Source organism: Enterococcus sp. DIV0691 (genome assembly GCF_051711145.1).
GTDB classification, from domain to species: domain Bacteria; phylum Bacillota; class Bacilli; order Lactobacillales; family Enterococcaceae; genus Enterococcus_B; species Enterococcus_B hirae.
In genome coordinates, this window is sequence record NZ_JBIOLY010000001.1 from 2,188,517 (window position 1) to 2,201,636 (window position 13,120).

At 37.4% G+C, this 13,120-nt stretch carries 12 protein-coding genes; 2 read left to right on the top strand and 10 right to left on the bottom strand.

Features of this window, described 5'->3' with window-relative positions; genetic code table 11:
• Position 1: 1 nt before the first annotated feature.
• The 4 genes from IGJ11_RS10070 to IGJ11_RS10085 all read right to left on the bottom strand — a co-directional run bounded on the left by IGJ11_RS10070 (position 2) and on the right by IGJ11_RS10085 (position 4,508).
• Positions 2-1,072: an ABC transporter permease gene (locus IGJ11_RS10070; protein WP_010738026.1), complete on the bottom strand. Its 1,071-nt coding sequence runs from the start codon at positions 1,070-1,072 to the stop codon at positions 2-4.
• A 262-nt stretch (positions 1,073-1,334) separates the two neighbouring features.
• Positions 1,335-2,441, bottom strand: coding sequence for an alpha-hydroxy-acid oxidizing protein (locus IGJ11_RS10075; RefSeq protein ID WP_034699072.1), 1,107 nt, complete (start codon positions 2,439-2,441; stop codon positions 1,335-1,337).
• Positions 2,442-2,749: 308 nt separating this feature from the next.
• Positions 2,750-3,541, bottom strand: coding sequence for a PhzF family phenazine biosynthesis protein (locus tag IGJ11_RS10080; RefSeq protein ID WP_207431711.1), 792 nt, complete (start codon positions 3,539-3,541; stop codon positions 2,750-2,752).
• 1 nt (position 3,542) lies between these two features.
• A complete protein-coding gene (locus IGJ11_RS10085; protein WP_207431712.1) occupies positions 3,543-4,508 on the bottom strand; it encodes an ornithine cyclodeaminase family protein in 966 nt (321 codons plus the stop codon).
• Positions 4,509-4,599: 91 nt separating this feature from the next.
• Between IGJ11_RS10085 and IGJ11_RS10090 the strand changes: the two genes are divergently transcribed.
• The gene (locus IGJ11_RS10090) at positions 4,600-5,994 is read left to right on the top strand and encodes a PLP-dependent aminotransferase family protein (protein ID WP_088762247.1); all 1,395 of its coding nucleotides are present in this window, start codon (positions 4,600-4,602) and stop codon (positions 5,992-5,994) included.
• A 183-nt stretch (positions 5,995-6,177) separates the two neighbouring features.
• Here the strand turns inward: IGJ11_RS10090 and IGJ11_RS10095 are convergent, their stop codons facing one another.
• The 6 genes from IGJ11_RS10095 to IGJ11_RS10120 form a co-directional block, all read right to left on the bottom strand.
• Entirely contained in the window at positions 6,178-6,426 is a 249-nt protein-coding gene (locus IGJ11_RS10095; protein WP_010718662.1) for a hypothetical protein, read from the bottom strand.
• Between the two features lie 23 nt (positions 6,427-6,449).
• Positions 6,450-6,767, bottom strand: coding sequence for a hypothetical protein (locus IGJ11_RS10100; RefSeq protein ID WP_207431714.1), 318 nt, complete (start codon positions 6,765-6,767; stop codon positions 6,450-6,452).
• 16 nt (positions 6,768-6,783) lie between these two features.
• Complete coding sequence (locus IGJ11_RS10105; RefSeq protein ID WP_242697133.1) at positions 6,784-7,974, bottom strand: Mbeg1-like protein; 1,191 nt, start codon at positions 7,972-7,974, stop codon at positions 6,784-6,786.
• A gap of 26 nt (positions 7,975-8,000) precedes the next feature.
• The gene (locus tag IGJ11_RS10110; protein WP_010718664.1) at positions 8,001-8,396 is read right to left on the bottom strand and encodes a DUF1310 family protein; all 396 of its coding nucleotides are present in this window, start codon (positions 8,394-8,396) and stop codon (positions 8,001-8,003) included.
• Positions 8,397-8,701: 305 nt separating this feature from the next.
• Positions 8,702-10,024, bottom strand: coding sequence for a 2-hydroxycarboxylate transporter family protein (locus IGJ11_RS10115; protein WP_010718665.1), 1,323 nt, complete (start codon positions 10,022-10,024; stop codon positions 8,702-8,704).
• Positions 10,025-10,242: 218 nt separating this feature from the next.
• Entirely contained in the window at positions 10,243-11,883 is a 1,641-nt protein-coding gene (locus tag IGJ11_RS10120; protein WP_207431716.1) for a malolactic enzyme, read from the bottom strand.
• Between the two features lie 283 nt (positions 11,884-12,166).
• Here IGJ11_RS10120 and IGJ11_RS10125 point away from each other — a divergent pair, with 283 nt between their 5' ends.
• Positions 12,167-13,000 carry a GNAT family N-acetyltransferase gene (locus IGJ11_RS10125; RefSeq protein ID WP_207431719.1) on the top strand — a complete coding sequence of 278 codons (834 nt, stop codon included), beginning with the start codon at positions 12,167-12,169 and terminating at the stop codon, positions 12,998-13,000.
• The last annotated feature ends 120 nt before the right edge of the window (positions 13,001-13,120 follow it).

The window sequence follows — 13,120 nt, forward strand, 5'->3', positions numbered from 1 at the left end:
CCTAACCAATTGCCTTCAACGGATCGATTTTTACAATTGCTCGTACCGAAAACAGCGCACCTAAAATGGCGACCACTAACATCAAAACACTGATAACTCCGAAAAATAACCAATTACTTTGAAAAGGTACGGTATCTGGTAAAAGGAACGAGGTCCCCACTGTTCCCAACAAACCAAGACCGATCCCAAAGAATGAGAGTAAGAAAGTTTGGGCCACTACTGAGCGAGCGATAAACCCTCCTGTCATTCCTTGCGCCTTCAAAACACCAAAAATATTGATTTTTTGCATGGTCAACACATAAATGAAAATTCCGATTACAATCGCTGCAATCACGATCAAAAAGCCGATCATAAAACCAAAAGTGAGTACTTGCGCACTATAGCCAGGTAATTCATTGATAAATTTAGAAATGCTGATTTTTTCAAGATCATTTGGTAAATCATCTATCTGTCCTCTAACAACCACCGCGTTGATTCGAGCATTCTCACTTGTATCTGTTTTTTCAAAACGAATTTCTTGGTAAGCATCAAGTGTTGTATATAAAACTGGCGATACATTGAACTTCGCATTTTCGGTAAATCCAGTTAATCGAAAGGTTTTGTCACTACCAGAAAGTTTAACTGTATCGCCAATTCCTAGACCATACTCTTCTTTTAAGCTAATATCACCCACTGCTTCATCGTTCCCAACAAAGGCCTTACCTTCAACAATATTAGGCATGATAAATTGATCTGGATCAATACCAAAAAAACTCACATTGATTTTTCCTGCCTCATCGTTGTCTTTACTGGTTACGACCCCTGGTGTTTGTGCTAAGTAAGCCACCTTATCCCCTTTTACTTCTTGCGCTGTCTTTTTCGTGATCATTGACATCCCTAGGTTCGTATTGGCATCTTTTGACAGTACAATATAGTCTGCCTCCCACTTATCGACAGCCGTTCGGTTATCTTGTGCCAGTCCATACGCTAAACCGGTTAAAAAAAAGACCAAATATGCAATTAAAAACATCACTCCAGCAACCAACGCATAGCGTAATTTTGAATGTATGATTTCATTTAATGCTAAAAACATCTAACTCCTCCTTTAAAAGTTTATCAAACAATAATACAAGTTTATCACTTGATAAATTTTTAGAGGAATAATCTGCTCACAAAAAAACGGTAAGGCTAAAGAAGTTTGCCTTACCGTTTGATTATCGCTATAAAACTGGTTAATATCTTGTTGAAATATTCTTTCCTAAAACAAGCACAGTCATTCAAAAATGCTATCCAAAGTCACTATCTGTTCCTGCTGTTTTGCTACTTAATCCCTATTGATAAACCGATTTTTTGTCTTAACACATGAAACGATTTTCTCTCAATTTTGCGTTTTTGATGTCTTCAACAGTTTGAGTTCCAGCTAATTGCATGACCATTTCAAGTTCTGTTTTGAAAAAATCAAATACTTGTTTGATTCCTGTACTTCCACCTAAAGAAAGTCCATAAATGGCTGGTCTACCGATGGCAACTAAATCAGCTCCTGAAGCAATCGCTTTAAAGACATGTTGCCCTCGTCTAACACCGCTATCAAATACGATCGGTACACGTTTATCCACAGCTTCAGCTACATAGCGTAATGAATCAAAAGAAGCTGGACCCCCATCTAACTGTCTACCACCATGATTGGAGACCCAAATCCCTTGTGCACCAGCATCAAGAGAACGATACACATCATCTTCTGATTGCACCCCTTTGACATAAACCGGCAACTCTGAATGGGTCGTAATAAATTCGATATCTTTTGGACTTAATTTTTGTTTAGACGATTTATAGACTGCATCCATCGTTTGACCGACTCCCGATTGGTAAGCTTGAACGATTGGCATGGGCAACGGAAAAGTAAAACCATTTCGCCGATCTGTTTCACGATTTCCGCCAACTGTTGCATCAGCTGTTAAAACAACCGCCTTTGCTCCGTTTCTTTTTGCCATTTCCAAGATATCCAAGTTGATCCCATCGTCCTTACTCATATAAAACTGAAACCATTGAGGAGCTTCGGGACCACCAGCTGCTCTAATTTCTTCCAAGGTACAAGAAGCGTAAGAACTAGCTGTATAGATCGTTCCAAATTCTGATACTCCTTTAGCCGAAGCTTTTTCAGCTTGTTCATGGGCTAATCCATGCGCTGCTACTGGTGCCATAATGATTGGTGCGGCTAATGTTTCATCAGAAAAATAGGTCGTTGTATCAGGTAATTCCACATCTTTCAAAACATGAGGGATAACCAATTGATGATTAAAGGCTTTTTGATTTTCTCGATAAGTAAACAAATCCCCTGCACCACTACTGATATAGCCATATCCACCACTAGGGATTACTTGAGTAGCTGCTAATTCCAGATCTTCCATATTGATGAAATCAATCATCCCTTCATGTGTACCAGCTTGATAAACTTTTTCCATAATAAAGCCTTCTTTCTCTCGAATTAAGAACCATGAATTTTATGATAGCGTTTGCATTATTATCGTACCTCTCAAAAATGATACAGGCAAATAATCTGTTTGAACTCTAGCAGTAAAGTAGTAGTAAAATAATAGAGAGATTTTCTAGGAAAGCTTCAATATTATGGTTGAAAAGAAGAGACTAAGCCAAAACCTGCCTCAGCCTCTTCTAGTATCTCTAAAAACAGGCTTACTTCTATCCTCTGGAAAACGCCCTAGAAGAAAAAGGTATAGATTGTCAGAGGGAACTCCTGCTTCATTTGCGATGCTTATTTTTCTGGAATATAAGCTTCTCCTTGAGCGAATAGCACTGCTTCTCCACCAATCACGATCCGCTCCCCTCGTAACTCACAATCAAGGTAACCACCTCTTGGTGAAAGCTGATGGGCAATCATTTTTTTCTTACTTAATTTATTTGCCCAATAAGGAATAAGATTGGCATGAGCAGAACCGCAAACGGGATCTTCATTGATCGTTAATTTCGGGAAAAATGTACGAGAAACAAAATCTTCCTTCTGACCACGTGCGGTCACGATCACGCCAACGCCCAAATCAAAATTTTTAATAGCTGAAAAGTTTGGTTGCAACTGTTTTACGGTTTCTTCATCTGTCAGTTCAAAAAATAAATCTCGCGCTAAATAAGCAGCTTTGATTTTTGCACCGATCGCTTTTTCGTATTCTGGTAAAATCGCTACTTTTTTAGGCATGATACTTGGAAAATCCATATAGTAAGTTTCTTGTTGTTTTGTCACAAGAAGTTCGCCACTTTGACTAGTAAATTTGATTGTTTCTTCCTCTATCCCATAATAATTGAACAAAACAAACGCTGTTGCTAAAGTAGCATGTCCACATAAGTCGATTTCACGATCCGGAGTAAACCAACGTAACTCATAGTGTTCCTCCTTTTTGACAGTAAATGCTGTTTCAGATAAGTTATTCTCAATCGCAATTTTTTGCATCACCGTATCTGGTAACCACTTCTCTAAAACGTAGACTGCTGCTGGATTCCCTTTAAACACTTCTTGTGTGAATGCATCAACAACATAATAACTTAACTTCATTTTATTCAGACTCCTTAACTTTTTGATAAATATATTCTGCACAACATAGATCTTCAATCGCTAAGCCAACGGCATCAAAAATCGTGATTGTTTCTTCTTGGTCTTTTAATAATCTTTTTCCTGAAACCAATTCACTTAACGAGCCTGAGATCGCTGATTCTGATAATTCTCCTTCAGCAATCGGAATCAGTAGATCGCCACTTTCTTTCATTGCAGCTCCATAATCATCGACATAGATGGCACTGCTTTTCATCAACTCACTAGTGATTTCACGTGTATCTGGTGTAAACGTACCAATAGCATTGATATGTGCACCAGGAGTAAGCCATTCTTTTTTCAAAAACGCCTCTTTACTAGGTGTTAGTGTACAAATGATCTCAGCTTGTTCCACTGTTTCTGCGAGTGTTTCTCCACTTGAAAATTCAATTTCCGGGTATGCTGTTTGCATTTCCTCAATAAATTGTTGACTTCTTTCTTTACTCAAGTCATAGACAGATACTTTATTGATTGAACGTATAGCACAGATCGCATTCAAATGCGAGCTTGCTTGTTGTCCAGCCCCGATTAAAGCTAATGATGCCGCTTCTTTTTTCGCCAATATATCAGTGGCTAAAGCGGAAACTGCAGCGGTACGAATCCAAGTGACTGCATTCGCGTTGATTAACGCTACAGGTACACCGTTTTTAGAATCAAATAATAGAATTTCCCCCAAATGTGAAGATAGTCCTTGTAAATGATTATCAGGAAATGCAGTAATGATTTTTGCACCAAAATAACGATCTTTACCAAGATAAGCAGGCATCATCGCAAAAACATTTTTATTTTTACCATCTGGCAAAATCTCTACCATACGTGTATTTTGACTAATTTTTCCTTCACCATAATCGCTAAAACACTGACGCATTACTTCAATTGCCTCTTGAAAATCTAATCGTGATACTGCTTCTTCAAAATCGATTTTTCTCATAAAAATCTCCCCCTCACGTCCATATATTATCATTGAATTATATACATTCAATAGTATAATTGTATGGAATACAATTTTAGAGGTGAATAAAATGCCCATAAATTCTTATGAAGATTATCCGATCACTTGGCGACCTGATAAAACAAAATTAACACGCCCCATCTATAAATCTCTGATCCAACAGCTAGAAGAAGATATTCTTACAAGTAAGTTACAAAAAAATACCCAACTTCCTTCTCAGAGAGAATTAGCCGACTATTTAGATATCAATTTTACAACTGTCGGTCAGGCCTATAAATATGGTATTGAGAAAGGTCTCTTGTACACCAATATTGGAAGTGGTACGTTCGTTTCCCCTAATGCTTTTACTTCAATCACGATTTCAACTAATCAAGTAGCTGAGCATGTGATTGATTTTGGATTAGTTAGTTCTTTTGAAGACTGCAACCATCTTGTCCTGCCTTTTATCCATTCAGTCAGTCTCAACCCCAATATCGTGGGTTTATTGAATTATCGTGACCCTATGGGAACCAATTTTCAATTAAAGACGGCAGTCGAGTGGTTACAGACTCAAGGGGTTCAAACAACGATTCATCATACCGCAATCGTTTCTGGTGTTCAAAATGGTCTTGCTGTGACACTTGCCGCCTTTTTTTCTCCTGGAGATCGAATCGCTATTGACCGATATACCTATTCCAATTTTATTGAGTTAGCGCATTTGTATCACTTAGAAGTAGTTCCGATCGATTTCGACCAAGAAGGAATGAAACCTGAATTATTGCTACAAGAGTGTCATAAAAAGAAAATAAAAGGGATTTATCTGATGCCTTCTTGTAATAACCCCATTGGTTTTCAACTGTCTCTCCAACGGCGTAATGAATTGAAAGCTATTATTTCCAAAGAAAAGTTATTAGTTATTGAAGACGATATTCATTCTTTTTTAACGACCCATTTTCAACAACAAGTTTTGCCACCGTTTCAACAGCTGCTACCTGACCAAACCATTTACTTGTCAGGAATGACCAAATTCATTTGTTCAGGTCTTCGTGTAGCCTATCTTGTATTCCCAGAACGTTTAAGAGAACGAATTGAACGTGCAATCTTTAATATAAACGTCAAAACATCTGGTCTAGATGCAGAAATCATCACTCAAATCTTGCACTCACCAGAAACAATCCAGAAAATCTTAACAACAAAATTAAAACGAACAGCCGAAGCAAATGACTGCTTTGATGCGTATTTTGATTTACCTCGTCCTTCGAATCCTTATCCTTATTATCGAAATATTCCGATCCGAGCCGATATTTCTCCCTTAGATGTAGAACAACATTTTTTGAACAAAGGGATAAGAATCTATCACTCGAATCGCTTCACTAGTCAACAACAAGCTGATCCTTTTATCCGAATCGCCCTATCATCCAATCATTTGGAGATTTTAAAGAAAGGATTACGGATCATTAAAGAAGAAATCGATGCTTATTTATGATTCTTTTTAGTTTCTATTCTTAGGTATACTCAAAAAATCATTCAATCACTGGCAAACAAGAGAAGATCCATCACTCCTTTGATTTAGAACGTCTTCTCTTGTTATTGGGGTTCATCATTGAATCGATCATTTACTCGTAGTAAAAAAGTTTAGCACAACTTCATGCTCAACTTTTTTACTTCCTTAAGTAAGCCATTCGAATTGATTCGCCGTTCTTTCGATCACTTGGATAGCTGTCTTGACCCATGTTCCTTTAGAAACGTGACTTAAATGACTTGCATAACTTGTAGTCAGCTGTTTCAACGTTTGTTTCTTCTGTTGAAGCGTTAGCTTAGTTAACTTTTTTCTATTTTGCGATGTGGCATGACTTGGTGTTGCAACAATAAGCCGAATGAGTTGTTTTTCCAATGTTTTTTGTAATTCTTCAAACATGTTTTTCTCCCGTTTCGTTTTTATTAGTTGCTAGATTCTTTCTCTAATGCAGAGTACTTATCTATTAAGGGACATTCGATGCGACATTCGATCATTCTTTTCTCTCTGCGAAAAATCCCTTCCGCCTCTTCTTTGCTATCATTTAACAAACGATAGAACTGTTTTCTGTGGGGGGAAACATCAAAAAACGAAAAATCATGGAATTGGTTTGCTACTTGATCTAAGTAATGATCAAATTTACTTTTTTCTTTCTTTAGTTGGTCGAGTTGATTTTCTAATTGTTTTTTTTCTGAATATAACTGTTTTTCCATAGGTTGAGACTGTCCTTCACCTTTTTTCATCCATAACCCCTCCATTTTATGAAAGATATTGGGACAATGTTTTATCTGTCCTCACCTGTTCTTCAATGGTGGTTACTATCTGTTTCAGCAGCGTATCTAATTCATATTGGACCTTTTGCAATAGGGTTAGTTGTTGTTCATAGGTAGCCACTGGCTGACGGACTAGTGTGTACTCTGTCACCTGATTTTCTGCCAGAATAGCCATTTTTTCGGTATCATTCAAATGTTCACCCCAGCGGTTCGTATCCCGTTTCGTTTGGCTCCAAAGAAGATTAGCCTGTTCAATCTCCTTGTTTAGCCACTTGACCACTGTGTCTATCTCAGATTGAATCGCTTGTTTGTATCCCAAGGTAATCGTTCTCGCTTGCATCGCATCTAAAAAAATCTCTTGGGAAGAAGAAATTCCTTTACCGCTGTGACTAAATTGATGATGAATCTCAGCGAGCCGATCCAACTCTTTACTTGTCTGATGTTTTGCTAATTGGATAATCCCTTTAGATTGTGTCACTAGATTCCCATCTTGATCAAATAAATAACCGCCCAACATATGCTGTTTGCCCAACTTCACTTTTTTAGATGTTACTTCAATTACTGTACCCACTTGTTTTTTTGTCAGTGAATACCCGATCGGTACTAAATCTCTTGTGTCAATAAAGTTGAAAATCTTTCCTTCATTCGTTAATTTATCTGCTGTTGCTTGTTGTCTGGGATTTAAAATACTGTAAATGTTGGGGCCTTGGTAGAGATATACCCCCTCTAGCCGATCATGAAAAGCAGTCGGCAAATCTGAAATAGCATATTGTCCATTCATTGAACCTAAAGAATGGCCATATACTGAAACTTTGGCATTGGGATACATTTGCATGGTTTCTTGTAATGTATGGGCAGCAGACTTTAATTGCGGCATCGCAGTTGCTCCTCCTGCATTGATCACTTGGACAGCCGTAGGAAGATTGTTTACTCCCCAATCTCGCCATACATCTCCAGGATTTACCAGTATTTTATTGATCCCTATCGAGCCTTGATAAAGGATAGTTATCTGTTTCACTTCTTTTGGCTTTTGCACTTTTGGATTTCCGTCGGTAATGATAAAACTTTTTTCTCCACTTTTTTTGTTATCTATTATCTTTGATACATAACCATATGTTTGACGATTCACTGAAATTTTTTTGTTCACTTCGAGATTCATATAGCTTTGGCTTATCATTCTTATTCTCTCTTCATCAGTCATCCTCATGACTGATCCGCTCTCTCAATCAGCCTATCTAGTTTTTCTGAGAGAACTAATCCATCATTCACTAATTGGTTCCTGCGCTCATTGACTACCAATCCTAATGTTAACTCTTTATCTTGATTAATGATCAATTCAACGTTGATTCCTCCTAAACGATTAGGTTCAATACTTTCGTAATCAATTTCATACGAATGGACGATTCCTTCAGCTGCTAATGCTTTGGGATCTAACCGTTTTAACTCAGATTCGATCAGTTGCGCTACTCGGTCACTCTTAATCATATTGACCATTTCTTCATTAAGCTGCTTTTGTTTCATGTACACAATCCCTCCGATTATGATTACTGCTATCCCTAAAATTTTCATTAAACGATACAACATTTTTTGTTTTTTCATAAATCCTCTTCCTGTTTTCTATCTATTTGACCAACACGTTCGTCATTCTCTTTTCATAATAGAGATACGCAAGTACTTGAAGATTTTTGTCAGATAAACCCAATTTTTTTGTTGATCTGGTTTCTTTTACGATTCATGCTTTTGGTTTGATGAATTAGCCGAGTACACTCGTGACTTTCATCATGGGTAGTTCCTGCTCAATTAGAAGAATGTAAACAAAAAAACATAGATCTGGAACAAACGTTGTTCCAGATCTATGTTTTTCTTATCGATTAAAGTAGGAAAAAAATTATTGTCTTCGTTCCTTAAGAAAATAGTTGCATCAAAAATCCTGAAATGATCAAGACGATTGCACCGCCTAAACGATTTCCCATTTGCGCAAAAGCAATTAGTTCCATTCGATTAGCCGCAGATAATACTGCTACGTTCCCTGTACCACCCATTGAGTTGTTACACAATCCAGCTGTAATGGTTGATTCAACTGGGTACAAACCGAATAAACGTCCCACGAATCCTGAAGTGAGCGAGATTGCTACAACACTTGTCAAACATAAAACAACGAATTGCCAAGTTAACGCTGAAGCTAAGACATTTAGATTCAATAGCGCAATCCCTATTCCTGCAAGGACAGCTGCTGTTAAATTCTTAACGATCAGATTATTGAACATAATTGCTGCATCCTCATAATAATCAGGTAAGAGATTTGTAATTTTACAAATCACGACAATGATAATCATAAACGCATACGCATGGATTTTTGGCACAAAGTAGTTGCCGATTTGTCCTAAAATAAAGAATGTCAATGACACCATTAGACCTACACCTAATTGAGGGATCGATGGTTTCACATTCCGTGGTTTACCGTCACCAAGATCGCCTTTTGCCATAAGTTTGCCTTCACCATTCAATTTAGGCATTGATTTTCCTGCACGAGCAACCAAAGCTGCTCCAATGATGGCTAAGACATTAGTCATTGCTGTAGCTGGGAGTAATTGAGAAATAATAGAGGAAGCATTTGTTCCTAAGACGTTCGCATAAATCGTAGATAATGGAACTGCGCCAGCTCCAACTCCTCCAGCCATTGCTGGTAAAGAGATATACAGTACGGAACGTCCAAACCCATTACCAATTAACATTCCAACTAGACCAACAGCAAAAAACGATACAATCATTGAAATAAGTGCTACTGGAATGAAACGTACCGATGCTTTCATTAGTAAATTACGGTTCATCCCTAAAATACTCCCAGTGATTAAAGCTGCGATATAAAAATCTAAGAAACCCATGTTACTTACAAAATTTTCAGTAGCTTTCACCACGTATTCTGGTAATATACCAAAAGTCGCAATTGCAGCTGAGGCAAAGATCGCAAATACGGAACCTCCACCTAGATAACTTCTAACGATTGGGATTTTTGTACCAATAAAATGAAATAAATTCCCGAATATCACTAGAACAGCGATCGGACCAATCATATTCGTTGGTAATTTTCCAAGTGCCATTGCAACGATCAGGACTAATACCATAACAAAATAGATAGGAAGACTTACTCCAGTAATCTTAGTTGTCCAAAATCCTTCTTTTGTTTTTTCTTCAACTTTTGTAGTTGATTCTTCTCTTTGTGTCATTCATACAGATCCTTTCTGAATAAAAAAGCACGGTGAAAGGCTGAGGTACGTTGAAAAATAGTTCAATATCTGATTTTTATAGCTTCTTCATCAGGTGATTCCCATTTTTCACCTCGTTGCATCTAATCAGCTGCTTTCCTTTCACCGATTAACGTACTCTGTGTATGATTGTGCTCAACTAATCCTTCATTCACTTTGTTTTAGAAATTTGGTCAAGCTTATTTGTCTAACTCTTGGTATTCTGGTACCCATTTAGCAGATTCCACTGCTGCTTTGATATCAGTGATTTCTTCACGATTCAATTTTTGAGAAACAACAGATTTCGCTACTGTTTCTGCAATTGTTTGAGAAAATTCAGTGATCTTCGCAACTGGAGGCAAAATTGCTGCGCCTGGTTGTGTAACATCAACGATTCCACCTAATGCACGACTTGCTTGAGAAATGATCTCAGCATTCACACGTGTAGCCGTTGAAGCAATCAAACCAAGTCCTAACCCTGGATACATCAACGCATTGTTTGCTTGTCCGATTTGATAAGTTACTCCTTGATATTCCACGTCTGCTGCCGGAATCCCAGTTCCTACTAATGCTTTCCCATCAGTCCATTCAATTAAATCTTTGGCTTTCGCTTCCGCTAATTTCGTTGGATTAGACAATGGCATGATGATTGGACGTGGTGTATGGCTTGCCATTTCCTTAACGATTTCTTCCGTAAACGCACCTGGTTGAGTCGATGTTCCAATCATGATTGTTGGATGAATTTCTTTTACGACCGCTTCTAAAGTTGTTAATTCAGCAGAATTAGTAAATTCAGATCGTTTTCGAGCAAAAGGAATTTGTCCTGGAGTCAAACCTTCTGTATCTTCAAATAATAACCCTTGTTTGTCTACTTGATAAAAGTGTTTTCGAGCTTCTTCTTCTGATACACCTTGACGAATCATTTCGTCTAATAGAATATTGGCAATACCTACGCCCGCAGTACCGGCTCCAAAAGTCAAAATAGTTTGGTCTTTCAATGATTCTCCAGAAATATTCAGTCCACCTAGTACACCAGCAAGAACAACAATCCCTGTTCCTTGGATATCATCATTGAAAGTAGTGATTTTATCTTCATATTTTTCTAAGATCGTTGCAGCATTTCCTCGTCCAAAATCTTCCCAATGTAGTAATAGTTCTGGGAAAAGATCCGTTGCTGCATCAACGAATTGATCGATAAATTCATAATATTTTTGTCCTGTCACACGACGATGGCGATTTCCTAAATACAATGGATTATTTAGTAATTCTTCATTATTTGTTCCTGCATCAATCGATACAGGTAATACTTGGGCAGGGTTGATTCCAGCAGCTGCTGTATAAACCATCAATTTACCGATCGCAATATCTACACCATTGACTCCCCAGTCACCCATGCCTAAGATTCCTTCTGCATCAGTCACCACGATCAAGCGAATGTCTCGACCGTCCGCAGCATTTTGTAAACTTGCTTTGATATTTTCTGGTTCATCAATTGAAAGAAACACAGCATCTTGCGGTTTTAAGAAAATTTCATTGTATTGTTCGATTGAATCCGCAACGACTGGATCATAAACAACTGGCATAAACTCAACTAAATGTTGTCCCATTAATTTATAGAAAAGTGTCCGGTTTGTATTGAATAAATTCATTAAGAAGATCCGTTTTTCAAGATCACTTTGTTTACTCAAATATTGTCCGTATGCTTGAATCGATTGTTCCTCTAACGTTTGGACTGTGCTTGGTAACATACCTGTAATCCCATATTTCGCACGTTCTTCTTTCGTAAAAGCTGTTCCTTTATTTAAAAATGGATTATTTAATAAGTTTAATCCTGTCAACATAGCTAATTCCTCCTAGGTTTTAGTAACAAGGGAAGTATAGGCGTGAGAAAAGAATATAGTCAAAACTAATACCTACCATAAATTTTATTTATATGTCACTTTTCCTTATAAACTATATTTTTATGAGCATTGCATTTGTATGACACTCTCGTTGAATACAATGACTCGCTTTCTGGCTTCATGACCAAATGAAGGAACGACCAACTACCGCGATTCACTTTCTTATTGTGTTGGTTAAAAAAATAAGATAAGATGAGAAAAATCTTTTGATTGGGGAAAACAAATGAAAGCATCTATCACAACACAGCTACAACCTGATACCAAGCAAACGATCCGTGAATTGAAAGAACAGATCGAACAGCAGCGTCACTGCCAGTTTAAACTAGCTCCTGATTTTACTGAACAAACGAACGACCAGATCCGCCATGTCCTTTGTTTTAAAGAAGAGACACTTATTGCCTATGCTTTTTTAAGTTTTTATGATGAGAGCGAACTAGAAGTGACAATGATCGTGCATGAAAATTTGGCTTGTTTACAACAACTACTTGATGAAATAATGCGATTTGCTCAAACCATCGGTCGAACAACGATTCTTTACATCACTGATCCACGTGACCTTTTTTTGAAAAATTACTTTGAGTCGAAAAAAGAATTGAACAAACAGTTTACTGAGTATCGGTTGATTCTTCAGCCAAACAAATTTAAACAGCTAGATTCTCCTTATCGACCACAAAAAGCTACTCTAAAGGAATCTTCCCTAATTGCCCAACTCCAATTAGGAGAAATTGGGGCAACGGTTCCTCCATTGTCATCTGAAGATTTACAGAAAACAGTTGTTTTTCATAAAGAAAATCAACTGATTGCTTGTGCCCGAATCGAAGAGGATCTATCTTCCTATGGTATCTACGGCTTAGTCGTAGCACCGGCTTTTCGTGGTCAAGGGTTAGGTAAACTTTGCTTGAACCGTTTGATCCAAGAATTATTAATCAAAGAAGAAAAAGAAATTTATTTAGAAGTCGACGCAACCAATCAAATTGCATATGATTTATATGTAAACATGGGCTTTGAAAAGAAAAGTACATTTGATTACTATGTTTGCCAACTGACTAAATATTGAAAGCTGTCACTCCAAAGTATCACTAGAAATAAAACAGTTTTTCAGTTAAGAAATGCTCTATATAGAATGGCTTTATACGTTTTGATGTTGGTGAAGTTCACCAACATCTGTTCATTTTTT

Bases quoted from the DNA above. Each gene is read 5' to 3' on its own strand.
- IGJ11_RS10070 (WP_010738026.1), bottom strand. From the start codon at position 1,072: ATGTTTTTAGCATTAAATGAAATCATACATTCAAAATTACGCTATGCG.
- IGJ11_RS10075 (WP_034699072.1), bottom strand. From the start codon at position 2,441: ATGGAAAAAGTTTATCAAGCTGGTACACATGAAGGGATGATTGATTTC.
- IGJ11_RS10080 (WP_207431711.1), bottom strand. From the start codon at position 3,541: ATGAAGTTAAGTTATTATGTTGTTGATGCATTCACACAAGAAGTGTTT.
- IGJ11_RS10085 (WP_207431712.1), bottom strand. From the start codon at position 4,508: ATGAGAAAAATCGATTTTGAAGAAGCAGTATCACGATTAGATTTTCAA.
- IGJ11_RS10090 (WP_088762247.1), top strand. From the start codon at position 4,600: ATGCCCATAAATTCTTATGAAGATTATCCGATCACTTGGCGACCTGAT.
- IGJ11_RS10095 (WP_010718662.1), bottom strand. From the start codon at position 6,426: ATGTTTGAAGAATTACAAAAAACATTGGAAAAACAACTCATTCGGCTT.
- IGJ11_RS10100 (WP_207431714.1), bottom strand. From the start codon at position 6,767: ATGAAAAAAGGTGAAGGACAGTCTCAACCTATGGAAAAACAGTTATAT.
- IGJ11_RS10105 (WP_242697133.1), bottom strand. From the start codon at position 7,974: ATGATAAGCCAAAGCTATATGAATCTCGAAGTGAACAAAAAAATTTCA.
- IGJ11_RS10110 (WP_010718664.1), bottom strand. From the start codon at position 8,396: ATGAAAAAACAAAAAATGTTGTATCGTTTAATGAAAATTTTAGGGATA.
- IGJ11_RS10115 (WP_010718665.1), bottom strand. From the start codon at position 10,024: ATGACACAAAGAGAAGAATCAACTACAAAAGTTGAAGAAAAAACAAAA.
- IGJ11_RS10120 (WP_207431716.1), bottom strand. From the start codon at position 11,883: ATGTTGACAGGATTAAACTTATTAAATAATCCATTTTTAAATAAAGGA.
- IGJ11_RS10125 (WP_207431719.1), top strand. From the start codon at position 12,167: ATGAAAGCATCTATCACAACACAGCTACAACCTGATACCAAGCAAACG.